This window comes from Mesorhizobium sp. WSM4307 (assembly GCF_007003945.1).
Taxonomy (GTDB): domain Bacteria; phylum Pseudomonadota; class Alphaproteobacteria; order Rhizobiales; family Rhizobiaceae; genus Mesorhizobium.
Map to the genome: position 1 here is coordinate 36,159 of NZ_VFTB01000001.1, position 24,808 is coordinate 60,966.

Sequence of the window (24,808 nt, forward strand, 5' to 3'; positions counted from 1 at the left end):
CGGAAGCGCAGGGAGCCGCTGTTTGCAGGCCGGCCTCACCTGAATTCAGATCGCCTTCGCCGGCCTGCGCAGCGCCGAATAAGTCAGCAGCATCGAAGCGAGATAGAGCATCAGGAAGACCATGTTGAGCGACAGTACCAGCTTCGACGTGTCGGCGATGGTGGTCAGCACATAGGTCAAAAGCAGTGCCTTCAGGGCGGCGAGCAAACCGAGATTGAGCGCCCGCACCGCCGTCTGGCCGCGCGCGAACAACAGCTCCGCCTGGTATTCGACCAGATTGCGCAATCCCGGAACGCAGATTGCCAGCGCCACCAGCGGCGCGGCCTCGGAGACGTTCCGGCCGAGGGCGTTGGGGAAGAAGTGCAGCACGATGCCGAGCGCCAGCAGCGCCAGCGTCGAAACGACGAACACGCCGCCCTCGATGCCGCTCTTGACCGCCAGCCGCGACAACAGGTCCGGCGCGCGCATCATGCGTTGCACCAGCATCATCGAGAAGGTGCGGATCGGGATCGCGGTCAGGTCGACCAGCCGCATGATGATGGCATAGATGCCGGCCAGATGCGGGCCGCCGATCGCCAGCACCAGCAGCTTGTCGAATTCCGACTGCAGGTAGAACAGCACTTCCGCGCCGGCGACGTAAATGGAATCGGCAAGCCGCCTGAGATAAAGCTCGATGCGCAGCCGCAGCCTTTGGCGTGGATAGAACCAGCCGAAAGCCAGAAGCAGCGAGGCGGCGTTGGCGCCGATATAAAACCACGACCACGCCCAGATGCTGTGCTGCGCCGAGACCATGAACAGCACCGCGCCAAGCGCCCGCAGTGCCGTTGCCAGGATCGCCAGGATCGCGGCGCGCCCGAATTTGCCCAGCCCGTTGTTGACGATCAGCGCCACCTCGACCGGCCGCCACAACAGCGCTTCGGCAAACACGATCGCCGAAAACACCGACAGCGGCACGGTGCCGGCAAAGAACATCAGGTAGACCCCGAACGAGGCCAACGCCAGGAACGGCAGCGAAACGACGCCGAGCAGCAGGAAGCCGGCTGTGAAGGTGCCGATCAGATTGGGGCGGATGGTGGCGGTGCGGTAGAGCGCCGAGATGAAACCGAAGGCCAGGATCCGCGACAGCATCACGCCGGCCGCCGAGGCGGTGGCGAACATGCCGAATTCGGAGATCGACAAAGTGTTGGCGAGGGCGATGAAATAGGCCAGCGAAAACACCAGCCGCCCGCCGGCGCCGCTGATCGCCGAAAAATAATCGCGCACCAGCCCCCGTCGCTCGGCCACGAAAGTGCCGATCCGGGCGAAACTACGCCTTTGCGGTATGCCGCGAGCTTCGGTCATGCGCCGGGAAGCCATAGGCGGGAAAGCTTAACGTGCCGTTCTGAGGCCCGAAAGCACTGAAATTCCGACACTTGAGGTTATGAAAAGCTTACATGCCGGCATGCCGAAATTAACTTTTTGTTTCCTATGCTTGTTTAGCGTGGCTTAACGAGTAGCCGACCGCCGCTGCCCCAGCGGCCAAAGAGTGAAGCTCCAAGATAATGGTCGACAGGGAAAACCGTGAAGACTGGAGGCGCGAGCGTTCATTGCTGGCGCTCGGCCAGGCCATGCGCGGTGAGGATGACGCATCCCTGGTCTCGATAGGCGATCGCGCAGATTCTGCTTGGCGCGAGGATGCCGCCACGCGCCATCGCCTTGCCCGTTCACGGCGTGAGGTGCAGGCGAACCCAGCGCCGTCTGCCGCCGGAACAGAGCGCTTCCGGACAGAGCCGGAAGCGGCTGTAGGGGACGACGTCTGGCGCGCACAAGAGGACGCCGGCGATCTTCCGCCGGCCATGCCGTATTCAAGGCAATCCGCTGAAGAACGTTCCGGCAGCATTCGCTCGCATGACACGTCCGGATCCCGCCAGGACGATCAACAGTGGAAGCCGCTGATCGATCCGATGCAGGTCGTCCGTGGCATTGCCAGGTCGAAACTGCTGATCATCACCACCACCCTGATCGGTGCCGGGCTCGGCATCGCGATCGCGCTGTCGACACCGAAGAAATATGAAGCCACCGCTGAACTGATCGTTGACCCGCGCGACCTCAAGCTCACCGACCGGGACCTTACCCAGAATGTGGTCGCTTCCGACGCCACGCTCGCCATCGTTGAAAACCAGGTCCGGGTGCTGACCTCGGGCACGGTCTTGAACAAGGTCGTCGACAAGCTCAACCTGGCCAACGATCCGGAGTTCAACGGCCAGGGTGCCGGCGGCCTCGGCATCAGGTCTCTCATTCGCTCGATTCTCCCGCACCAGGACGGCCCGAGCGGCGCCGACGAGGTCCGCCGGCGTGCGCTCGCCGTTGGCAATCTGGCCGAAAGCCTGTCTGTCGAGCGTGGCGGCAAGACTTTCGTCATCACCGTCAGCGCGATCACGCAGAACGGCGAGAAGTCGGCGCTCATCGCCAACACGATGACGGATGTGTTCCTGCAGACCTTCGGTCAGATCCAGTCCGCTACGGCCGGCCGTGCGACCGACGAACTGACGGCAAGGCTCGATGAACTGCGCAAGGGCGTCGAGGCAGCCGAACGCAAGGTCGAGGAGTTCAGAGCGTCGCATGACCTCGTCGACGCACAGGGTCATCTGATCAGCGACGATGAGATGCTGAAGCTCAACGAGCAGCTCTCGGTCGCCCGCGCCCGCACGCTGGAGCTCAATGCAAGGGCGGCTTCGGCGCGCTCGATCGACGTGAATTCGGTTCTCGCCGGCACCTTACCGGAAGAGATCAATTCCAACACGATGAGCGATCTGCGTTCGCAATATGCAACGCTCAAGCAGGAGGCGGACCGTGCCGCCATCCGGCTGGGTCCGCGTCATCCTGAACTCCAGGCGCTGAACGCACAGATTGCCGGGGCGCGCGACCGCATCGCCGGCGAGTTGCGCCGCATCGCTTCCTCGCTGCAGGTCGATCTGAAACGCGCCGTCCAGTTGGAACAGGATCTCTCCTCCCGCCTTGCCCAGCTCAAGGTGCGCAGCGGCGACGTCAACAGCGATTTGGTGTCGATGCGCGAACTGGAGCGCGAGGCCGCCGCCAAGCGCTCCGTCTACGAACAATATCTGCTGCGCGCCAAGGAGACCGGCGAGCAGAAGGATATCAACACCGCCAACATGAATGTGATCTCCAAGGCCTTCGCACCGCTCGAGGCCAAAGGTCCGTCGCGGGCCGTGATGGCCCTTGCCGGTCTGCTTCTGGGGCTTGCCTCTGGAATTGGCCTCGGTGCCATGCGCGGCGCCTATGAAAGCCTGCGCGAGACCGCCGCATCGCGCTCGCGCCGCGACCGCAAGGCGCCTGTCGAAGACCAGGCATTCCGGGCGGCGCCGCCGCCCGCGCCGCCAATGCCGGCAGCGCCCGTGCCGCCGGTGCCACCCCCGCCGCCAGCACCGCCACCGCCCTTGGCACAGGCCGAAGCCGCTCCCGCCGGACGCCCCGGGCGTGTCGCCGCGATCATGGCGAAATTGCGCAATGTTCTCTCCCGCAAGCCATCCGCCGAACTGGACGATGACAGCGAATTCGCCCCCTTTGGCGACAATGCGCGGCCGGCGGATGCTGCCATGCCCTCAGGCTTCCCGAACCCGGATTCCGCCTTCATGCCGCGGTCGTCGGTCTATTCGCGGCCGCCTTTGCCGCCAGGCTTCGATGCCTCCTATTCCCAGCCGATGGGGCCGCCGTCGCGGTCGCCCCTGATGCCGCCATTGCCGATCTATCCGGCTCCGCCGCCCTATCCCCCTGCAGGTTACCCCTATACCCAGGCCATGGCGCCCAATGCCGGGCACATGCCGTATCCGCCGCAGGCCGCGCCGCCGGCGTATCAACCCCAGCCATCGGTGGAGCCTTCGCCGGTTGAGGAAGGCGCCGAACAGGCGCCGATCGAGGAAATTCGTGCCAGCCTGCGCGAATTCCGCGAGGCGGTCCGCGAACTCACCGAGAGCCGCGCCCGCCGCCGCTACTTCTGAGCCACAAGATACGTTGCCGAGGCCAAACAAAACCATCCCGGTTTTCGCGTAAACGGCATGGGACGGCGCTTTGACGGGATTGCGTGCCGAAATTTTCGTGACAATGCCGCGCTGCATGTTGCCGTCGCCGGGACATTGCGTCTCGAAAGCGGCGTCGCGCGAAACAGGGTTGAGGATGTTCATGGCCGAAGTGATTGACGGAAAGAGCGTTGCCGAGGATGTGGTGCGGACGGTCAAGGCGTTGACCGCCGAGCTGGTCGCCAAAGGCAACGCCAAGCCTGGTCTGGCCGTGGTCATCGTCGGCGAGGATCCGGCGAGCCAGGTCTATGTCGCTTCCAAATCGCGCACCGCCAAGGAATGCGGCTTTCATTCGCTCCAGCACACGCTGCCGGCGGAGACTTCCCAAGAGGCGCTGCTCAAGATCATCGCCGACCTCAACGCCGATCCGGCCATCAACGGCATCCTGGTGCAGCTGCCGCTGCCCGCCCATATCGACGCCGGCAAGATCATCCAGGCGATTGCGCCTCAGAAGGATGTCGACGGCTTCCATTTCATCAATGTCGGCAAGCTCGGCACGGGCGAACTCGACACGGCCTTCGTTCCCTGCACGCCGGCCGGCTCCATGCTTCTGATCGAGCGCGTGCGCGGCAAGGACCTGTCCGGCCTCAACGCCGTCGTCGTCGGCCGCTCCAACATCGTCGGCAAGCCGATGGCCAATCTGCTGCTTGCCGCCAACTGCACCGTCACCATCGCCCACAGCCGCACCAAGGATCTGCCGGCGCTTGCCCGCACCGCGGACATCCTGGTCGCCGCCGTCGGCCGGCCGGAAATGATCAAGGGGGATTGGGTGAAGCCGGGCGCCACCGTCATCGATGTCGGCATCAACCGCATTCCCGCGCCCGAGAAGGGCGAGGGCAAGTCGCGCCTCGTCGGCGATGTCGCCTATGCCGAGGCGGCCGGGCAAGCCGGCGCCATCACGCCGGTGCCCGGCGGTGTCGGGCCGATGACCATTGCCATGCTGATGGCCAATACGTTAGCTTCTGCCTACCTTGCGGCCGGATTGAAGCGGCCCTCCTTCTGAGCCCGGGTTGACCCTGAAAGCGCCAGTTTTGCCGAACCCCACCATTTCCCCGGAACGGCCGGTCATGACTGATCCCGTTCAAGGTGGCCGGCAGTTCGCCTTCCTGCTGGTCGACAAGTTTTCCATGTTCTCGCTGGCCGCGGCGATCGACACCTTCCGGTCGGCGAACCGTCTGCTCGGCCGCGATTTCTATGGCTGGACCACGGTGTCCGCCGATGGCGATCCGGTGATGGCGTCCAACGGCCTGCCGCTCAAGATCGACTATGCCGTCGCCGACCTGCCGCCGGTCGACATCCTTTTCGTTTCGGTCGGCCTGACGACGGAATTTCCCGGCAAGAGCAAGGTTCTGGCGGCGTTGCGCAGCTGGGGCCGGCGCGGCAACGCGCTCGGCGCGCTGTCGGTCGGGTCCTACCTGCTGGCCGAGGCCGGCCAGCTCGACGGTTACCGCTGCACCATCCATTGGGAAAACCGCGCCGGCTTCATGGAGCGCTTCCCCGACATCAACTGCACCGGCAATGTCTTCGAGATCGATCGCAAGCGCTACACCTGCGCCGGCGGCACCACCTCGATCGACCTGATGCTGGAGATCGTGCGCGGCGATTTCGGCTCGAACCTCGCCAATGGCGTCGCCAACCAGTTCCAGCACGAGCGCATCCGCTCGGCCGGCGACCGCCAGCGTGTCGGGCCGGAGCGCGATCTGACCGGCAAGTCGGAGAAGCTGAGGCGCATCGTCGAGCTGATGGCCGACCACCTCGATGAGCCGCTTTCGGCGGTGCAACTCGCCAAATCGGCTGGCCTTTCGGTGCGCCAGGTCGAGCGTCTGTTCCTGCGCCACCTCAACGTGACGCCCGGCCGCTACTACATGCGGCTGCGGCTGGAGCGGGCGCGCGAATTGCTGCGCCAGACCAACATGCCGATCCTCGACGTGGCGATCGCGACCGGCTTCACCTCGCATTCCTATTTCGCCCAGAGCTACCGGCTGCAGTTCGGCCGGCCGCCCTCCGAAGAGCGCCGCACCACCTACTGAGCCGGGCTTCGATCTGGCTTCAAGACGCCTGCTGCCGGGGCGATCCTGCCGCACGAACGCTTTGTCTCCGCTCCGGGGGCCTGAGTGAGACGGCCGCGCCGGGCTTGTGTCCTGAAGCCGCCTCAAATAGCTTCCCTGTGCGGATTAGGGGGCTAACTCAGGAGATTTCGATGGCAGTATTTGCGCGGAGCATCGCTGCGGCGATCCTCCTGTTTTTCATGACGACGGTCGGCTTCGCCGCCAACAAGGTCATCATCATTCTCGACGCTTCCGGCTCGATGTGGGCACAGATCGACGGCAAGCCCAAGCTCGAAATCGCCAGGGAATCGCTGAGGACCGTGCTTCAATCGGTTCCCGCCGACGACGAGATCGGCTTCATGGCCTATGGCCATCGCGAAAAAGGCAGCTGCGACGACATCCAGTTGATCGTGCCGCCTCAGGCAGGCTCGGCAAGCGCCATCACGGATGCCGCCGACAGTTTGAAATTCCTTGGCAAGACGCCGTTGACGGCGGCCGTCAAGCAGGCGGCGGAAGCGCTGAGATACACCGAGGACAAGGCAACCGTCGTCCTGATCACCGATGGGTTGGAAACCTGCGGCGGTGACCCCTGTGCACTGGGCAAGGAACTCAAGGCATCCGGCGTCGATTTCACCGCCGATGTCGTCGGCTTCGGATTGACAGCCGACGAGGGCAAGCAGATCGCTTGCCTGGCCGAAAACACCGGCGGCAAGTACATCCGGGCCTCCGATGAGAAGGCGCTGCAGGAAGCCCTGGTCGAAACCGTCGCTGCCCCGGCGCCGGCACCCGCGCCTGAACCGGCTCCCGCACCGGCGCCTGCCCCCGAGCCTGCCAAGCCGGAATTCAATTTCATGCCGACGGCGGTGCTTGCCGAGGGCGGTGATCCGGTCACCGACGGCAATGCCTGGGAAGTCTACAAGGCAAAGTCCGACGGCACGCGTGGCGACAACGTCACCACCGAATATGGCGCCTACAAAGCCAATCTGGAACCGGGCGATTACGTCATCGTCGCGCGCGACGGCGAGGCCAAGGTGGAGCAGAAGGTCAAGATCGAGGCAGGCCAGGTCGCCAAGCCGCTCTTCACCTTGAATGCCGGCACGCTCATCATTCATCCGCGACCAAGCGCGGGGGCGGATGTTGTCGATGGCGCGGCCGTCGTGATCGACTACCCAGGTGCCGATAATCCCGCGACCTACTATGGGACCACCAAGACCGTGTTGCCGGCCGGCGAGGAGAAAGTGACGGTCACGATCGGCCAGGGCGTGGCTTCCGAGACGATACCGCTCGCTGCCGGCAAGACAGTCGAAAAGGACATCATCGCCGGCGTCGGACATGTCGTTGCCAACGCCTATTATACAGCCGGCGGCGACAAGGCCGACGGTTCGGGCATCGGCTTCAAGGTCGTGAAGGCGAAAAAGAAGATCGACGGAACCCGGGAGGAGGTGACCTATGCCTATGGTCCCGACAGCAAGTTCGATCTGCCGCCTGATGACTATGTGTTGATTGCGACGGTCGATCTTGCCGTAGTCGAGCAGCCGTTCAACGTCAAGGTCGGCGAATTTCAGGATGTGAAGGTCGCCATGAATGCCGGCGTGCTGGCGATCACCGCGCCCGGAGCCTCGAAGATTGAGATTTTCGAAACCAAGAAGGACATCAACGGCAACCGCAAGTCGCTTGGCTACGCATACGACCAGAAGTATCAGGCGGCGATACCGGTGGGTGACTACGCCGTCGTCTCGGAGAAATCGGACAACAGCTCGAAGGAAGGCACTGTGACGGTCAAGGCCGGCGAGCGGGCTGAGTTGACGGTGCAATAGGATCGCATGGATAATGTAAAAAGGGCGGCCACGAGCCGCCCTTTTTCATGGATGAGACGGATCACGTCACGCCGTTCCGAAAGCGCTGGCGCCATGGTCGGCGCGGCCCACCAGCTGCCGGAAGCCGGCGAACAGCTCGCGGCCGAAGCCGAACTCGTTGCCGATGAGATCGGCTTCAGCGGTGCGGCGCAACGCGAACTCGGTCCCCGGCACCAGCACTTCCAGCGTGCCGGCATCGGCGTCGAGACGGATGATGTCGCCTTCATGGATCCGGGCGATCGGCCCGTCCTCGACGGCTTCCGGCGTCACATGGATCGCCGCCGGCACCTTGCCGGAAGCGCCCGACATGCGCCCGTCGGTGACCAGCGCCACGCGCTGGCCGCGATCCTGCAGGATGCCGAGCACTGTGGTCAGTTTGTGCAGTTCCGGCATGCCGTTGGCCTTCGGGCCCTGGAAGCGGATGACGGCGATGAAATCGCCGGTGAGCGTGCCGGCCTTGAACGCGTCGTTCAGGCCCTGTTGGCTGTCGAACACCTTGGCCGGCGCCTCGATGATGCGCCGTTCCGGCTTTACGGCGGAGGTCTTGATGACGGCGTGGCCGAGATTGCCCGCCAGCACCTTCAGGCCGCCGGTCGGCTGGAACGCCTTGTGGAACGGCGCCAGCACCTTTTCGTCACCGCTGGCACGCGGCGAGGCCTCGCGCACCACCGAGCCATCGGCGCCGAGCTTTGCCTCGACCGCATAGGGTCGCAGGCCTTCGCCCCACACCGTCTGCACATCCTCGTGCATGACGCCTTCGTCGAGCAGTTCGCGGATCAGGAAGCCGAGCCCGCCGGCGGCATGGAAATGGTTCACGTCGGCAAGCCCGTTCGGGTAGACGCGGGCCAGAAGCGGCACTGCTTCCGACAGGTCGGAAATATCCTGCCAGGTCAGCGCGATGCCGGCCGCGGCTGCCATGGCAATCAGGTGGATGGTGTGGTTGGTCGAGCCGCCGGTGGCATGCAGGCCGACGACGCCGTTGACGATCGACCGCTCGTCGATCATCCGCCCGACCGGCGTATAGGCATTGCCGAGCGCGGTGATGGCCAGTGCCCGCTTCGTCGCCTCGCGGGTCAGCGCATCACGCAACGGCGTGCCGGGATTGACGAAGGAGGCGCCGGGCGTGTGCAGGCCCATGATCTCCATCAGCATCTGGTTGGAATTCGCCGTGCCGTAGAAAGTGCAGGTGCCCGGCCCATGGTAGGACTTGGACTCGGCTTCCAGCAGTTCGGCGCGTCCTGCCTTGCCCTCGGCATAGAGCTGGCGGACCTTGGCCTTCTCGTCATTGGGCAGCCCGGTCGTCATCGGTCCGGCCGGGATGAACACCGCCGGCAGATGGCCGAAGGTCAGCGCCGCGATCACCAGTCCCGGTACGATCTTGTCGCAGACGCCGAGAAAGACAGCGGCGTCGAACATGTTGTGCGACAGGCCGACCGCCGCCGACATGGCGATCACGTCGCGCGAAAACAGCGACAATTCCATGCCGGGCTGGCCCTGCGTGACGCCATCGCACATCGCCGGCACGCCGCCGGCCACCTGGGCGATGCCGCCGGCTTCGCGCGCGGCCTCCTTGATCAGGGCAGGGAAGGTCTCGAAGGGCTGATGCGCCGACAGCATGTCGTTGTAGGAGGTGATGATGCCGAGATTGGGCACCTTGTCGGCGCCGAGCGCCAGCTTTTCCGAGGGGCTGCACACCGCAAAGCCGTGGGCGAGGTTGCCGCAGGACAGCACCGACCGGTTGGCGGTCTGGTTCGACGCTTCGGCGATACGGCCGAGATAACGTTCGCGGCCCGCCTTCGAACGTTGGCGGATGCGCTCCGTGATGGCTTCGATGTCGCTTCTTGCGGTCATGGCGGTCGGTCCTTTCAGGCGAGGTCCCGGAAACATCCTCCCGCCGTTGCCGGGACCACTAAATCTAAAATCAGGGCGCCCAGAAAACCTCTACGGGCCTGGGAGCGGCGTCGAGCACGGCGCGGATCGGCTTTCGCGGCCCGGGCGCGACCGCGCCGTCGAAGGCGGTGCGCTTGTCCTCGCCCTCTATGTGCAGCGCGATGAAGCCGGCATCGATGATGCGCGCCAGCGTCAGGGTCAGCCGCGGCTCGCCCGCACTGGCCGCGTGGACCGGCAGGATGATCCTGTCCGAGGCTGGGTCGAGCAGCTTGGCCAGATCGTCGGCATCGGGAAAGAACGAGGCGGTGTGGCCGTCCGGCCCCATGCCGAGCACCACGACATCGAGCGGCCACGGCAGGGAGCGCAGTGCGGCATCGTCGGATGCCGCTGCATCCTCGATGCCCGATGCCTCATGGTAGAGCGGCACGAAGCGCGCCGCCTTGGCGGCGTTCTGCAAGAGATTGGCGGCCACCAGCCCGGCATTGGAGCGCGGCGAGGAGGCCGGCACGAAACGCTCGTCGACCAGCGTCACGATCACCTTGTCCCAGGCGATCGGCATCGCCGAAAGGGCGGCAAAGAATTTTGCCGGCGTCGTGCCGCCGGAGACGGCCAGCACTGCGGTGCCGCGCTCGCCGATCGCCCTGGTCAGCCGATCGGCGACGCGGCCGGCCAGCGCAGCGGCCAGGTGCGGCCGGTCGGGGAAAGGGTTCCAGTTGTAGCTGGCGCCGTTCAATTGCTCTCGTGCCATGTCCGCCCGTCACGTTCGATCAGCGCTATCGAGGCCGACGGCCCCCATGTGCCTGCCGTATAGCCCTGTGCTTCCTGCTTGGCGCCTTCCCAGGCATTCTGGATCGGGTCGATCCATTTCCACGCCGCCTCGACCTCGTCGCGGCGCATGAACAGCGTCTGGTTGCCGCGGATGACGTCCATGATCAGCCTTTCATAGGCATCGGGCGCGCGGCCGTCGAAGGACTGCGCGAAGCTCATGTCGAGCGAGATTTGGCGCAGCCGCATGCCGCCCGGGCCTGGATCCTTGATCATGATGAACTGCTTGACGCCTTCGTCCGGCTGCAGGCGGATGACCAGCTGGTTGGCGAAGATCGGTCCGGCACCGCTGTCACCGAAGATCGAATGCGGGATCGGTTTGAATTCGATGACGATTTCCGAAACCCGGGTCGCCAGCCGCTTGCCGGTCCTGAGGTAGAACGGAACGCCAGCCCAGCGCCAGGTGCCGATCTCGGCCTTGATGGCGACGAAGGTTTCGGTGTTGCTGTCCTTGCCGAGCTCCTCGACATAGCCTTTCACCGGCCCGCCGGCCGATGCACCGGCGCGGTACTGGCCGCGCACCGTGTGCTTCGGCGCCTCGTTGCCGTTGATGCGCTTCAGCGCCCGCAGCACCTTGAGCTTCTCGTCGCGCACGGCGTCGGCGTCCATCGATGACGGCGCCTCCATGGCGACGAGGCAGAGCAGCTGCAGCATGTGGTTCTGCACCATGTCGCGCAGCGCGCCGGCCTTGTCGTAATAGGTGACGCGGTCTTCCAGGCCGACGGTCTCGGCCACGGTGATCTGCACGTGGTCGATATGGGCGGAGTTCCACAGCGGCTCGTAGAGCGCGTTGGCAAAGCGCAGCGCCATCAGGTTCTGCACCGTCTCCTTGCCGAGGTAATGGTCGATGCGGAAGATCTGGCTTTCGTGGAAGTCGTCGCCGACCAGATCGTTGAGCGCCTGCGCCGAGGCAAGGTCGCGGCCGATCGGCTTCTCCAGCACGATGCGCGAATTCGGCGTGATCAGTTTGTGTTCTTTGAGCTTGTGCGAGATATCGCCGAACAGCGCCGGTGCGACGGCCAGATAGAAGGCGCGGATGCTCTCGCTCTCGCCGATCGCCTTCTTGAGCTTGTCAAAGCCGGCGCCATTTGTGGCATCGGCGGAGACATAGGAAAGCCGCGCCAGGAAGGTCTTCAGCTCCTTGGCGTTGATATCGGCCGGCTTGACGTGGTCGGAGATCGCCTGGCTGGCGAAGGCGCGGAATTCATCGTCGCTCATTTTCGAGCGCGATGTGCCGATGATGCGTGTCGGCTCGGAGAATTGATGGTCGCGCTGGCGATAATAGAGCGACGGCAGAAGCTTGCGTTCCGACAGGTCGCCGGTGCCGCCGAAAATGATGAAGTCGAAAGGGTCGACGGGAATGATCTGGCTGGTCATGGTCTGTCCGCTTTGACGCCGGTCGCGAGTACGCGGCTGATATATTCTAATCGATTTAAATTTTCCAGTGCCATGGTGTCACATCGAGGACCAATCGCTGGATATTGATTGGGTCCACATGTGCGCTTGACACTGGCGCTTGCCGGAGGCTTGTCGGTGAACGAAGACTCCGGAAGCTTTCGCAGTTGCAGCATAGAACGTGAATGTGACGAAAGCTAAGGGAGAAATGGCGCCTTGTCTGTCGCGGCATGGGCCGCGCCGGTCAGCCGCCAGGAAGACATCGATGAGCGGGAAAAGCATGCGTCTGGAAAACAAGGTCGCCATCATTACCGGCGCGGCATCCGGCTTCGGCGAAGGCATGGCCAAGCGCTTCGCGCAGGAAGGCGCCAGGGTCGTTGTCGCCGACCTCAACGCCAAGGGGGCGGAGCGCGTCGCCGGCGAGATAGGCGAGGCGGCGATCTGGACGCAGACCGATGTCTCGCTGCGCTCCGAATTCGGCGAGATGGTCTATGCCGCCAAGAGCGCCTTCGGCCGCATCGACATCATGGTCAACAATGCCGGTTACACCCACCGCAACGGCGACATGCTGAAGATCGACGAGGAAACCTTCGACCTGATCACCGCTGTCAACATGAAGGCGATCTATCACGCGGCTCTTGCCGTGGTGCCGATCATGGAGCGGCAAGGTGGCGGCGTCATCCTGACCACGGCCTCCACCGCTGGCCTCAGGCCACGGCCCGGCCTCACCTGGTACAATGCCTCGAAAGGTTGGGCGATCACCGCCACCAAGTCGATGGCGGTGGAACTCGCGCCGAAGAACATTCGCGTCAATTGCCTCTGCCCGGTCGCCGGCGAAACTGGCATGCTGGAGAAGTTCATGGGCGCCGACACGCCCGAGATTCGCCAGACTTTCCGCGCCTCGATCCCGCTCGGCCGGCTTTCGACCCCACTCGATATCGCCAATGCCGCACTCTGGCTGGCATCGGACGAAGCCGCCTTCATCACCGGCGTGGCGCTGGAGGTCGATGGCGGCCGTTGCATCTGAAGCGCATCGTCATCGTGGCGCCGGTCGGTTCGACAGTGCCCGCGACTTCGAGTTTGACTTGTACCGGCAACGTACGGCCTCAGCCGCAAATGCGCCGGTACATCAGCCGCCGGTCTTGATGTAGCTCTTGTAGACCCAGCCTGTCTTGCCGTTGTAGACGATCTGACACCATTGCTTGCAGTTCATCACCTGCACCGAGGTTCTTGCCGGCACGGTGACGATGGCGGCTGCGTTCTTCTTCGGGCCGCTGCGCATGGTCACCGGTCTCAGGATTCGCCCGTTGCCGGCCGCCGCCACCTTTTGTGGCTTGGCCTTGGCCTTGCTGCCATCATCACTCGCCGTCGGCTGCTGTTCGGGCGCCTGTGGCTGCACTTCAGGGATCGCGGCGGTCTTGGCTCCATCCGGATTGCTGCTTGCCGCTGGTGCGGGCGCGGCAACCTTGGCAAGTTCGCTGGCGGCATCGGTATCGGTCGCCGGTGGCGCGAATGCCGCCGCGACAGCCGGCTTGACCGGCGTCGGCTTAGCCTGATTGGCCCCCTGTCTGGGGGCGGCCGCCTGATCGGGTGCCGCCGAAGCGGCCTTCGGCTGCGCTCCCATCCAGCGGGGATCATTGGCCGCCAGTGCTTGTATGTTTGCTTTCGCCGCCGCCATCGTCGGCGAGACCTGATCGGACTTGCGGGCGGGCTGCGGCACGGTCGCCGCGGCCACCGTGGTTCCGGCGGGGACGATCTTCGTCGTTTTCACCGGAATGGCCGGAATACTCTGTTCCTGGCTGGCGGCTGCCTGCCGCTCGCTCGTCGGCAATGCCAGCCAGAGCGCCACCGCGGCCACGCCGAGCAGCGCGGCGGTGCCCACCGCGGCAATCACCAGATGCGAGTTCGAACGGACTCCCTGCCAGAAGGACGGCCGCATGTCGTATCCAAACTGCATGGCAAAGCGCCGACGTTCCGGAGCACCGAAACTGAAGGGCTCTCTCACTCTCGCCACCTCCATAAGCGGGCCGATGTTCTTTCGATCATTGCCGCAAGTCCGGCGTCTGATCGGCATCGGTCCCAAAAATCAACACGGGCAAGCCCGCAGCAATCCCCGAATAGTCGCCCAGAAGCGCGAACCTTTCGCCCCCGATTGTGGCATCAGTACGCCATTATAAAGGATTCTGCGCCTTTGCCGCCATTTCCGCAATGTGTCGCAAGGGCAATGAATATTACAATATTACATCAGATCGTGATGGCGATTGGACCGAGCACGAGGCGCGTCGCGTCGAACCGGGTCCATGCGACTCACTTCAGGCCTGTATGGTTTCCCTAACCGGGGGGCGCTTTTGGCCAATATTCCCCTAGATCCGGTCGCGCAGCGCGAACCAGTTGAGCGCCAGGAAAAGCAGCGGGGTGCGGAAACGGCGGCCGCCGGGAAATGGCGGAATTTTCAGATCCTCGATCAGTTTCAGCCGGTCGCGATTGCCGGCGACGGTCTCGGCATAGAGCTTGCCGAAGAAGTTCGACAGCATGACACCGTGGCCGGAATAGCCGCCGGCCGAGATCACATTGGGCATCACTTCGCGCACGAATGGTTTCCTCGGCACGGTGATGCCGACATAGCCGCCCCAGCCATGGGTGATCTCGATGTCTTTCAGCGCCGGATAGAGCTCTACGATCTGGCGGCGAATGTGGATGTGGATATCCTTCGGGTCGTTGACGCCATAGACCTCGCGTCCGCCGAACAGCAACCGGCCGTCCCTCGATTTGCGGAAATAGCGCACCACGAAGCGCGAATCATCGACGGACTCACCGCCGGGCAGCACTTTCGAATCCGCCCCCAAAGGCACGGTCGCACCGATGAAGGAGCCGATCGGCATGATGTGCGCGGCACTCACCGGTTCGAGCGTGCCGCCATAGGCGTTGACCGCGATCAGGCATTTCTGCGCCGTCACGGTACCTCTTGGCGTGGAAACCCTGACCTTGCCGCCAGCGGAAACGATGCTGGTCGACGGCGTCCCTTCGAACAGCCGCGCGCCGGCCTGCGCAGCCACCCGCGCCGTGCCGATCACCAGCTTCATCGGATGGATATGGCCGGTGCCGGTGTCGCGCGTGCCGCCGAAATAGGCGGTCGAGCCGAGCCGCTCCGCCGTCTCCTTCGCATCCATGAAGGAGATGTATGGATAGGAGAAACGACCGGCCATGATCTCGGCATGCGCCTTGTAGTCGTCGACATGGCGCGGCTTGTGCGCCACCGAGAGCTGGCCCGGCATGTAGTCGATATCAATCTGGTTGGCGGCGGCGAATTCGATGAGATGCGCCTTCGCCTCTTCGGCGAGATCGAACAGCGCCTTGGCGCGGGACAGGCCGTATTCGGCCTCCAGATCTTCTGCCCAGGCGCGCTGGCCGGTGCCGAGCTGGCCGCCGTTGCGGCCCGATGCGCCGTCACCGAAGCGATACGATTCGATGAGCACCACATCTGCTCCGGCCTTCGCCAGGTGAACCGCCGCTGACAGGCCTGTGAACCCGCCACCGACAACGACGACATCGCATTTTCGGTCGCCGTCGAGCGCTGGATACTCAGGCCGAGGCCCGGCCGTGTCCTCATACCAGGAGCGGCCGGGAGAAATGGGGGATTGGTAAGACATGGGAACGCCAAAGAATGGTGAATAGCGAATGGCTGTGAGAGACCGCAACCGTCTGCGCTCATCCATCCAGTATGAAGCTACTCACCATTCACTATTCACCATTCAAGCGTCGCCGCTCATACGTTGAGCAACAGATACTCCCGCTCCCACGGGCTGATCACTTCCATGAAGGTCTCGAATTCCGCCCGCTTGATCGCCGCATAGGTGGCGGCGAAGGATTTGCCCAGCAGCGCGCAGAGTTCCTCGTCGCCCTCGAACAGGTCGACGGCTTCGAGCAGGCTGCGCGGCAGGTCGATCTCGTCCGCATTGGCGGTCGTCAGCACCGGCGGCTCGGCCTTGACCTTCCTGGTGATGCCGATCAGCCCGCAGGCAAGCGAAGCCGCCAGCGCCAGGTAGGGATTGGCATCGGAGGACGGGATACGGTTTTCGACTCGCCGCGCCGCCGGATCCGAACGCGGCACGCGGAACGCCGTGGTGCGGTTGTCATAGCCCCATTTGTTGTTGACCGGAGCCGAGGCCGCCTGCGTCAGCCGCCGGTAGGAATTGACATAGGGCGCGAACATCACCAGCGCGTTCGGCACGTGTTTCTGCATGCCGCCGATGAAATGGAAGAACGCCTCGGTCTCCGAGCCGTCCTCGGCCGAAAAAATGTTCTTGCCGGTCTTCTTGTCGATGATCGACTGGTGGATATGCATGGCCGAACCCGGCTGGCCCTGGATCGGCTTGGCCATGAAGGTGGCGTAGATCTCGTGCTTGAGCGCGGCTTCACGGATGGTGCGCTTGAACATGAACACCTGGTCGGCGAGCTCGATCGGGTCGCCGTGGCGCAGATTGATCTCGAGCTGGCCGGCGCCCTCTTCATGGATGAGCGTGTCGATTTCCAGGCCCTGGCTTTCGGAGAAGTGGTAGATGTCGTCGATCAGTTCGTCGAACTCGTTGACGCCGGCGATCGAATAGCCGGCGCCGCCGCCGATCGCACGGCCCGAGCGGCCGACGGGCGGGGTGAGCGGATAGTCCGGGTCCGGATTCTTGCGCACCAGGTAGAACTCGATCTCGGGCGCCACCACCGGCCTCAGCCCGAGCTTGTCATAGGCGGCAAGCACGCGCTTCAGCACATTGCGCGGCGTGAATTCGACCGAGCGGCCGTCCTGGTGGACGAGGTCGCATATGACGGCGGCCGTCGGGTCTTCTTCCCAGGGCACCACTGTCAGCGTCGACAGGTCCGGCATCAGCTTGAGGTCGCCGTCGTCCTCAGGATAGTGGAAGCCGTTGCCGTCTTCAGGATAGCCGCCGGAAATCGTCGTCATGAAAACGGCCGAAGGCAGCGCCAGCGAGGTGTTGGAGGTGAATTTCTTCGACGGCATCATCTTGCCGCGGGCCACGCCCGCCTGATCAGGCGTGATGCATTCGATGTCCTCGATGCCGCGCCATTCCAGCCACTCGCTGACTTCCTTCCAGTTCTTCACACCACGCAGGTTTTTCACGAAGGCAGGCGTACGCGCTCGTCCTCCGCGGCTCGACGGACGGACTTCCTTTTTTGCAGGCGGCATCATTCACCAGATTGGGTTGCGGATTTCGGAGTATAGCCGTGCCCCACTGTTTAAGGGAAGGGGAGGTGCTGCCGGCATTCCTCGTGCCGGTTGAAAATCACGTCGGCCGGCCTAGGTTCGTACGGCTCGCAACCCGGAAGGCATCGATGCGAAACAACGACGAACTGACGACCATTGGCTTCGACGCAGACGACACGCTTTGGCAGAACGAACAGTTCTTCCGCATGACGGAGAAGCGTTTCGCCGCCATGCTTGCCGATCATGGCGAGGAGAACCAGATTTCGGCGCGATTGCTCGAGGCCGAGCGGCGCAACCTTGCCGTCTATGGCTTCGGCATCAAGGGGTTTACCCTGTCGATGATCGAAACGGCGATCGAGGTCACCGACGGGCGCGTACCGGCTTCGGTCATAGCGCAGATCCTCGAGGCTGGCCGCGAGATGCTGAGCCACCCGATCGAGGTCTTGCCGCATGTTCGCGAGACGGTGGAGAAACTTGCGGGCGCGTACCGCCTCGTGCTGATCACCAAGGGCGACCTCTTCGACCAGGAGCGCAAGCTGGCCGGGTCCGGCCTCGGTGACCTGTTCGACGCGGTCGAGATCGTCAGCGACAAGAATGCCGCGACCTATTCCCGCCTTTTCAGCCGCCACGGTGACGGTCCGGCAAAGAGCATGATGGTCGGCAATTCGCTGAAGTCGGACGTGGTGCCGGCCATCGAGGCAGGCGGCTGGGGTGTTCATGTGCCGCACGAACTCACCTGGGTGCTCGAGCATGTCGAGGCGCCGCTCGCCGAGCCGCGGTTTCGCCAGATATCGGACCTCGGGCAATTGCCCGAACTGGTCCAAACCATCACCGGAGGGAGTTGATCGCGCTTTGCACGTCGCCCAAAAGTGACCTCGGTTTTGGGAGAACGACATGCATGGAACAATGACCTGAAGCGCGTCAGGCGACGCCCTTAGCGGCTTATCAGGCGATCGATCACCGGTTGCAGCCGTTCAGGCGTGATCGGCTTGGCGACCACGACGTCAATCAAATTCGACAGGCCCAGGCTCTCCGGCGTACCGGTCTTGGTTGAAAGCAGGATCACGGGAGGAAACGATTTTCCCGAAGCCCGTCGCAACGTTTCGATGCCGGACATCAGGGTGTCGCAGTCCTTGTTGTCCGCGCCGCCATCCAGAACGATCACGCCTGGCACCAGTGTTCGCAAGGTCTTCGCCGCCATGTCGGGCGATTCCGAGATTGGCTTGAGCCCGGATCGCTCGACGATCTTCGACACCACCACGCGATTGATCGGCGATTTCCCGACAACAAGCACTTGCGAGGGACCGCGGATCGTCTCGGTGCTTGAATCCTGGGTCACCAGATTCGGATGTTTTGTGGTCTCGCCCTTGTTAGTCACTGGGCACCCAGGTCGGCCAAGAAACTCGCCCCTATTTCAATGCAGAGTTGAATCTGGTCGACAATTGGCGTGAGATCGCACCCCATGTCAAGTTGAAATAAAAGGCTTCCGAAAACGCCTCCTGCGACAGTGGAGTCAAGCAACAGTACTGTACTGCCCTGTCCACGGATCGGTTGCATAAAAATATAATTCACCTGCGCATACACTGCGCAGGTGAAGGGCCGGTTGCAACGATTTCCGGTCAGCCATGGCTCTGCTGTGTGACGATCACCGGGATCAGCAGGTCGCCCCAATTGCCGTCGCCGCCATGGTGCCTCGCCGAGCGCACCAGCTCCACCGAGACGCCGGCCTCGACTGCCTTCATCACCGACTGGTTGAGCCTGTGCAGATCGTTGGCCAGCATGCGGATTGTTGCCTGCTGGTCGACGCTCATCGTGGTCGATTGTTCTTCTGCCCGTTCCTTGACGCGGCTTATCGATGCCATTGGTCTTCTCCTGTGTCTGAAGCCCTGTTGGGCGTTTCCCCGGTGTTTCTGATCCGCTATTCGGCGGCCGGCCTGAACTGTGCGTGCTCGGTCGATTCATGCATGGCGGTGGTTGACGATTTGCCGCCGGTGATTGCCATCGACACGGCGTCGAAATAGCCGGTGCCGACCTCGCGCTGATGCTTGGTCGCGGTGTAGCCATTGGCTTCCGCCGCGAATTCGGCTTCCTGCAACTCGGAATAGGCCGCCATCTGCCGTTCCTTGTAGCCACGCGCCAGTTCGAACATGCCATAGTTGAGCTGGTGGAAGCCGGCGAGCGTGATGAACTGGAACTTGTAGCCCATGGCGCCGAGTTCCCTCTGGAATTTGGCGATCGTCGCGTCGTCGAGATTCTTCTTCCAGTTGAACGAGGGCGAGCAATTGTAGGCGAGCAGCTTGCCCGGATGGTGCTTGCGCACGCCCTCGGCGAATTTTTTGGCCTGTACGAGGTCCGGCTTCGAGGTCTCGCACCAGATCAGGTCCGCGTGAGGCGCATAGGCGACGGCCCGCGCGATGCAGGGCTCGATACCGTTCCTGACATGGTAGAAGCCTTCCACCGTGCGTCCGGCATCGTAGTCGACGAAGGGCTGGTCGCGCTCGTCGATGTCGGATGTCAGAAGCTTCGCGGCTTCGGCGTCGGTGCGTGCCACGACCAGGGTCGGCGTGCCCATCACATCCGCGGCCAGGCGCGCGGCGTTGAGGTTGCGGATATGCGCGGCAGTCGGGATCAGCACCTTGCCGCCGAGATGGCCGCACTTCTTTTCCGACGCCAGCTGGTCCTCGTAGTGGACGCCGGCGGCGCCCGCCTCGATGAACGCCTTCATGATCTCGAAGGCGTTGAGCGGCCCGCCGAAGCCGGCTTCGGCGTCGGCGACAATGGGCGCGAACCAGGTCTCGACCGAAAGCCCGTTGCCCTCCGAGGTCTCGATCTGGTCGGCACGCTGCAGCGTGCGGTTGATGCGCTTGACCAGCTCCGGCGCGGCATTGGCCGGATAGAGCGACTGGTCGGGATACATCGCCGAGGCGGTGTTGGCGTCGGCGGCGACCTGCCAGCCCGACAAATAGATCGCCTTCAGTCCGGCGCGGACCTGCTGCATCGCCTGGTTGCCGGACATGGCGCCGAGCGCGTTGACGAAATCCTCCTCGTGGATGAGCTTCCACAGCCGGTTGGCACCCATTTCGGCGAGACTCTGGCGGATCTGCACCGAGCCGCGCAGCCGCTTCACGTCCTCCGGCGAATAGGGACGTTCGATACCGTCGAAGCGACCTTCCGGCGCCGAGGGAACGAGATTGTAAAAATCGGTCATGAGTCACTCCGAAGGATTGCTGGACTTTGTTCACGCGCCGATCTTCTGGCACATCTGGATGTGACCGAATTTACATTGCGGCGCGAAATCAGCCAGAAAAATCAGGCTATGTGGCCGAGAATTAGGGAAAACCTGTGTTGTGTTTGACAGGGTGGTGATGTAAATCTGTCATAATTGTAAAAACTCACCGGCAATGGGATTGCCGCGAACGTCGTGTAAATTCCTGTCAAGGGCAGTCGATGGCTGAGCAGAAGATTTTCGCCGGGCCGCGCATCCGCCGCATCCGCAACGCCAAGGGCGTGACCCAGACGGCGATGGCCGAGGGGCTCGGCATTTCGCCGTCCTACCTCAACCTGATCGAGCGCAACCAGCGGCCGCTGACGGTGCAGCTGATCCTCAAGCTGGCATCCGTCTACAAGGTCGACCCGCATGAGCTGCAGGGCGAGGCGAGGGGATCGGTCGCGGCCTTGAAGGAGGTGTTCACCGATCCGCTGCTGGTCGGCGAATTGCCGGGAGACCAGGAGTTGATCGAACTTGCCGAGGCGGCGCCCAATGCGTCCGCGGCGGTGATAAAACTGTTTCGTGCCTATCGCGAGCAGGCCGATCGGCTGTCAGACCTCAACGAACTCCTGGCGCGCGAGGGGCGGGCGACCGCGCTGTCCGGCGCTCGCCTGCCGATCGACGAGGTGCATGAGACCTTCGAGCGGCGGCCAAACCATTTTACGGCACTTGAGGAAGAAGCCGAGGCGTTCACCGCGGTGCTCGATCCCGGCGACGATCTGTTCGGTGCGTTGAAGGCATGGCTGAAGCGCGAATACGGCATCGTGGTCAAGGTGCTGCCGGTCGCCACCATGCCGAACTGGCGCCGCCGCTATGACCGCCATTCGCAGCGCCTGTTCCTGTCCGAGCGCCTGTCACCGTTCGACCAACTGCGCGAGGTGGCGATGGAGGCCTGCCTGATCCGCATGACGGTCGCGGTCGCCGGCGAGATCCAGGCGCTCAAGCTGACCACGGACGAGGCCCGCCGCCTCGCCCGTTTCGAGCTCGGCCGCTATGCCGCGCATGCGCTGATGATGCCCTACCAGACCTTTCATGCCGCCGCCGTCCGCGCCCGCTACGACATCGACGTCCTGCGTTCGCGCTTCGGCGTCTCCTTCGAGCAGGCGGCGAACCGGCTGACCATGCTGCAGCGGCAGCGCGCACTCGGAGTGCCGTTCTTCATGCTGGAGGTCGACAATGCGGGAAACCGCTTTCGCAGGGCCGGCAGCCAGGGCTTTCCGCACAGCCGCTTCGGTGGCGGTTGCCCCAAGCTGCCCGTCCATGCCGCCTTCACCCAGCCGGGCCAGGTTTTCGTCGAAGCGGTGGAAATGCCTGACGGCGCCGAGTTCCTGTGCATCGCCCGCACGCTTGAGGGGCCGCAGGGCGCGTTCGCGGAGCGTCCGCGCCGCACAGCACTGCTGCTCGGTTGCGACATCGGCTTTCGCGACGACATCGTCTATGGCGCGGCACTGCCCGGCGCCGCGGTCGGCGCAAGGGCTGGACAAGGCGCCGTCGCGGCGACGCCGGTCGGACCCGCCTGCCGGCTTTGCGAGCGCGTCGGCTGTCTGGCGCGGGCCGAACCGCCGGTGACGCGTCCGCTTGGCCTCGACGAGATGGTGACGGGCCTGAGCGCCTTCGACTTCCAGTAATGCGGCAGCAGCAGTAAAGGTGCCACAATCGTCGCCGGTTTCTGGATCACTCGCGGCGTAGCTCTTTGCGTTACGCGAACAGAGCAGTTTTTTGTCGCCCCTTGCGCATCGCCCCGTCCACAAAAGCTCGACAGTCGCGGCCATGACAGACGCAGCATCATCGCCGGGCCTTGTTGCATCGACTTCCTCGCCGCGCGAGGAACGTGTCGGCATGCTTCTGGTCTTCCTGTCGGCGCTGATGTGGAGTTTCGGCGGCACCATCGCCCGCTTCATCACTGTCGGCGACAGCTGGACGGTTATTTTTTGGCGCTCCGTCTGGGCCGCCGCCTTCCTGCTCTCTTTTATGACCTGGCGTGACGGCTGGCGCGGCATGCTGAAATCGTTTCGCGACATGGGACTGCCTGGCCTTGCCGTCGGGTTCTGTTTCGCCATCGCATCGACCGCCTTCGTCGTGGCACTCGCCTACACCACCGTCGCCAACATCCTCTTGATGCAGGCCGGCGTGCCGCTTCTGGCGGCGCTGTTGGCCTGGGCCTTGTTTCGCGAACGTGTCAGTGCCGTGACCTGGGTGGCGATTGCCGCCGTCATTGCCGGCGTTGCCATCATGGTGTCTGAATCGCTTGATGGCGCCGTCTCGCCCATAGGCGACGGGCTGGCGCTGCTGATCGCTTTGATGTTCTCGGTCGCCACCGTCATCACAAGGCGGTTCGCCAGCGTGCGCATGACGCCGGCGACCTGTCTCGGCACGATCCTGGCCGCGGGCTTTGCCGCCTCGCAGGCGTCTACCTTCACAGTGTCAGCCGCCGACATGGGCTTTCTCTTCGCCTTCGGCGTGGTCAATCTCGGCATTGGTCTTGCCTTCTTTGCCACCGGCGCGCGATTGATCCCGGCGGCCATCGCGGCACTGCTCGGCACCTTCGAGCCGATCCTTGGGCCGATATGGGTCTGGCTCATCCATTCCGAGGTGCCGTCCGGGCGCACCATCATCGGCGGCGCCGTGGTGGTCACCGCGCTGCTCGTCCATATCGGGCTCGAGTTCAAGCGCCAGGCACGGCCCGAGCGCGCGGGGGTCACCGGGGTGCCGTCGCCTAATTGATGCGGCGTGCAGCTTTGCCATTGACAAATTCGCTGCCGCGCGGGCAGGCTGAGACTACGGCAACAACAAGACAGGCGTATCTTGCCAAGTCTCCCTGCCGGTCAGATTGAGACCGGACCACATCGTCGTATCTCTGCCCGCGCCACGGCGAAAGCCTTTGACGGCATCGGCACGCCACCCGGGCCGCTGCAGAGACACAGAGCCATCACCTGCCGCTCATCGAACCGCCTGCATGGTGTCGGCGGTTCGCGCTTGTCGCTTTCTGGAAAGCTCAATAGTCTGAAACAAATGCCCGGTCGCGCGGGTTCGCGACGAGCCGGCGAAGGAACACTCACCAAAGGAGAATAGCATGATCCGCAAAGCGCTCTGGCTTTCGGCGACCTCGGTATTTCTGACATTGTTCACGCCCGCCGGGCATGCCGAGGACCGCGTCGTCAACGTCTTCAACTGGTCCGATTATATCGACCCGACGATCATCGACGACTTCACCAAGAAGACCGGCATCAAGGTCGTCTACGACACGTTCGATTCCAACGAGATCCTGGAAACCAAATTGCTGGCCGGTGGCAGCGGCTATGATGTGGTCGTGCCGAGCGGCAATTTCCTGGCCCGCCAGATCCAGGCCGGCGTTTTCCAGAAGCTCGACAAGTCGAAACTGCCGAACCTCTCCAACATGTGGGATACGGTTTCGCAAAGAACCGCCAAATACGACCCCGGCAATGAGTATTCGATCAACTACATGTGGGGCACGGTCGGCATCGGCTACAACATCAAGAAGGTGCAGGCAGCGCTCGGCACCGACAAGATCGACAGCTGGGACGTGTTCTTCAATCCCGAAAGTCTCGCCAAGCTGAAGGATTGCGGTGTCTATGTGCTGGATTCGCCGGCCGACATCATTCCGGCGGCGCTGAAATATGTCGGCCTCGACCCGAACAGCACCTCGCCCGACGACATCGCCAAGGCCGAGGAAGCCCTGATGAAGGTCCGCCCCTTCATCAGGAAGTTCCACTCGTCGGAGTACATCAATGCGCTCGCCAATGGCGACATCTGCCTGGCGGTCGGCTGGTCGGGTGACGTCTTCCAGGCGCGCAACCGCGCGGTCGAGGCCAAGCAGGGCGTGGAGATCGGCTATTCCGTGCCTAAGGAAGGCGCCCAGATGTGGTTCGACCAGATGGCGATCCCCGCCGATGCGCCGCATGTCGCCGAAGCGCATGAATTCCTCGACTACATGATGACGCCGGAAGTGATCGCCAAATCGTCGAACGCCGTGCTCTACGCGAACGGCAATAAGGCATCGCAGCAGTTCGTCGACAAGGCACTGCTGAGCGACCCGGCCGTCTATCCCGACGACGCGACCTTGCAGAAGCTCTACACGGTCTCCCCTTATGATCCCAAGACCCAGCGCGTCATCACGCGCACCTGGACCAAGATCGTTACCGGCCAATAAGCATCTGAAGCGACCTCGGCAGACAACTGCCGGGGTCGCGTTTTTGGGGCACGAAGCAGGA

The 24,808-nt window shown here is 63.6% G+C and carries 19 protein-coding genes; 9 read left to right on the top strand and 10 right to left on the bottom strand.

The window, feature by feature from the left end; translation table 11 throughout:
- Nucleotides 1-45: 45 nt before the first annotated feature.
- Nucleotides 46-1,341 carry a lipopolysaccharide biosynthesis protein gene (locus FJV83_RS00175; RefSeq protein ID WP_142886929.1) on the bottom strand — a complete coding sequence of 432 codons (1,296 nt, stop codon included), beginning with the start codon at nt 1,339-1,341 and terminating at the stop codon, nt 46-48.
- Between the two features lie 200 nt (nt 1,342-1,541).
- Between FJV83_RS00175 and FJV83_RS00180 the strand changes: the two genes are divergently transcribed.
- The 4 genes from FJV83_RS00180 to FJV83_RS00195 all read left to right on the top strand — a co-directional run bounded on the left by FJV83_RS00180 (nt 1,542) and on the right by FJV83_RS00195 (nt 7,941).
- Complete coding sequence (locus FJV83_RS00180) at nt 1,542-3,998, top strand: GumC family protein (protein WP_142886930.1); 2,457 nt, start codon at nt 1,542-1,544, stop codon at nt 3,996-3,998.
- Nucleotides 3,999-4,179: 181 nt separating this feature from the next.
- Entirely contained in the window at nt 4,180-5,079 is a 900-nt protein-coding gene (gene folD, locus FJV83_RS00185) for a bifunctional methylenetetrahydrofolate dehydrogenase/methenyltetrahydrofolate cyclohydrolase FolD (RefSeq protein WP_095775553.1), read from the top strand.
- A gap of 64 nt (nt 5,080-5,143) precedes the next feature.
- Nucleotides 5,144-6,106, top strand: a complete 963-nt coding sequence (locus FJV83_RS00190; RefSeq protein ID WP_095775481.1) for a GlxA family transcriptional regulator — start codon at nt 5,144-5,146, stop codon at nt 6,104-6,106.
- Nucleotides 6,107-6,276: 170 nt separating this feature from the next.
- On the top strand, nt 6,277-7,941 hold the full coding sequence (locus FJV83_RS00195; RefSeq protein WP_095793648.1) for a VWA domain-containing protein: 1,665 nt from the start codon (nt 6,277-6,279) through the stop codon (nt 7,939-7,941).
- A 66-nt stretch (nt 7,942-8,007) separates the two neighbouring features.
- Here FJV83_RS00195 and edd read toward each other — a convergent pair whose 3' ends face one another.
- The 3 genes from edd to zwf form a co-directional block, all read right to left on the bottom strand.
- Complete coding sequence (edd, locus tag FJV83_RS00200) at nt 8,008-9,831, bottom strand: phosphogluconate dehydratase (protein WP_142886931.1); 1,824 nt, start codon at nt 9,829-9,831, stop codon at nt 8,008-8,010.
- Between the two features lie 70 nt (nt 9,832-9,901).
- Nucleotides 9,902-10,618 carry a 6-phosphogluconolactonase gene (gene pgl, locus FJV83_RS00205; protein WP_142886932.1) on the bottom strand — a complete coding sequence of 239 codons (717 nt, stop codon included), beginning with the start codon at nt 10,616-10,618 and terminating at the stop codon, nt 9,902-9,904.
- Nucleotides 10,600-12,072, bottom strand: coding sequence for a glucose-6-phosphate dehydrogenase (zwf, locus tag FJV83_RS00210; RefSeq protein ID WP_142886933.1), 1,473 nt, complete (start codon nt 12,070-12,072; stop codon nt 10,600-10,602). The genes pgl and zwf overlap by 19 nt, the downstream gene beginning before the upstream one ends.
- Before the next feature lie 298 nt (nt 12,073-12,370).
- On the opposite strand from zwf, the gene FJV83_RS00215 reads away from it, so the two are divergent.
- Nucleotides 12,371-13,117 carry an SDR family oxidoreductase gene (locus tag FJV83_RS00215; RefSeq protein WP_142886961.1) on the top strand — a complete coding sequence of 249 codons (747 nt, stop codon included), beginning with the start codon at nt 12,371-12,373 and terminating at the stop codon, nt 13,115-13,117.
- A 102-nt stretch (nt 13,118-13,219) separates the two neighbouring features.
- On the opposite strand, the gene FJV83_RS00220 is transcribed toward FJV83_RS00215, so the two are convergent.
- The 3 genes from FJV83_RS00220 to FJV83_RS00230 form a co-directional block, all read right to left on the bottom strand.
- Nucleotides 13,220-14,095 carry an SH3 domain-containing protein gene (locus FJV83_RS00220; protein ID WP_185973459.1) on the bottom strand — a complete coding sequence of 292 codons (876 nt, stop codon included), beginning with the start codon at nt 14,093-14,095 and terminating at the stop codon, nt 13,220-13,222.
- 358 nt (nt 14,096-14,453) lie between these two features.
- The gene (locus FJV83_RS00225) at nt 14,454-15,740 is read right to left on the bottom strand and encodes an FAD-binding oxidoreductase (protein ID WP_142886935.1); all 1,287 of its coding nucleotides are present in this window, start codon (nt 15,738-15,740) and stop codon (nt 14,454-14,456) included.
- A gap of 116 nt (nt 15,741-15,856) precedes the next feature.
- The gene (locus FJV83_RS00230) at nt 15,857-17,293 is read right to left on the bottom strand and encodes a glutamine synthetase family protein (protein ID WP_179296552.1); all 1,437 of its coding nucleotides are present in this window, start codon (nt 17,291-17,293) and stop codon (nt 15,857-15,859) included.
- Nucleotides 17,294-17,436: 143 nt separating this feature from the next.
- Here FJV83_RS00230 and FJV83_RS00235 point away from each other — a divergent pair, with 143 nt between their 5' ends.
- Nucleotides 17,437-18,153 (top strand): HAD family hydrolase, encoded by a 717-nt coding sequence (locus FJV83_RS00235; RefSeq protein ID WP_095793643.1) that lies wholly within the window; start codon nt 17,437-17,439, stop codon nt 18,151-18,153.
- 89 nt (nt 18,154-18,242) lie between these two features.
- Here FJV83_RS00235 and FJV83_RS00240 read toward each other — a convergent pair whose 3' ends face one another.
- From FJV83_RS00240 to aceA, 3 genes are all read right to left on the bottom strand, one after another.
- Nucleotides 18,243-18,686 (bottom strand): response regulator, encoded by a 444-nt coding sequence (locus FJV83_RS00240; protein ID WP_095775490.1) that lies wholly within the window; start codon nt 18,684-18,686, stop codon nt 18,243-18,245.
- A gap of 241 nt (nt 18,687-18,927) precedes the next feature.
- Nucleotides 18,928-19,170: a hypothetical protein gene (locus FJV83_RS00245; protein WP_006202762.1), complete on the bottom strand. Its 243-nt coding sequence runs from the start codon at nt 19,168-19,170 to the stop codon at nt 18,928-18,930.
- A gap of 56 nt (nt 19,171-19,226) precedes the next feature.
- The gene (gene aceA, locus FJV83_RS00250) at nt 19,227-20,516 is read right to left on the bottom strand and encodes an isocitrate lyase (protein WP_142886936.1); all 1,290 of its coding nucleotides are present in this window, start codon (nt 20,514-20,516) and stop codon (nt 19,227-19,229) included.
- 239 nt (nt 20,517-20,755) lie between these two features.
- Between aceA and FJV83_RS00255 the strand changes: the two genes are divergently transcribed.
- From FJV83_RS00255 to FJV83_RS00265, 3 genes are all read left to right on the top strand, one after another.
- Nucleotides 20,756-22,204: an XRE family transcriptional regulator gene (locus FJV83_RS00255; protein ID WP_142886937.1), complete on the top strand. Its 1,449-nt coding sequence runs from the start codon at nt 20,756-20,758 to the stop codon at nt 22,202-22,204.
- 142 nt (nt 22,205-22,346) lie between these two features.
- On the top strand, nt 22,347-23,300 hold the full coding sequence (locus FJV83_RS00260) for a DMT family transporter (RefSeq protein ID WP_142877321.1): 954 nt from the start codon (nt 22,347-22,349) through the stop codon (nt 23,298-23,300).
- A gap of 349 nt (nt 23,301-23,649) precedes the next feature.
- Nucleotides 23,650-24,747 (top strand): polyamine ABC transporter substrate-binding protein, encoded by a 1,098-nt coding sequence (locus FJV83_RS00265; RefSeq protein ID WP_095775495.1) that lies wholly within the window; start codon nt 23,650-23,652, stop codon nt 24,745-24,747.
- Nucleotides 24,748-24,808: the final 61 nt, after the last annotated feature.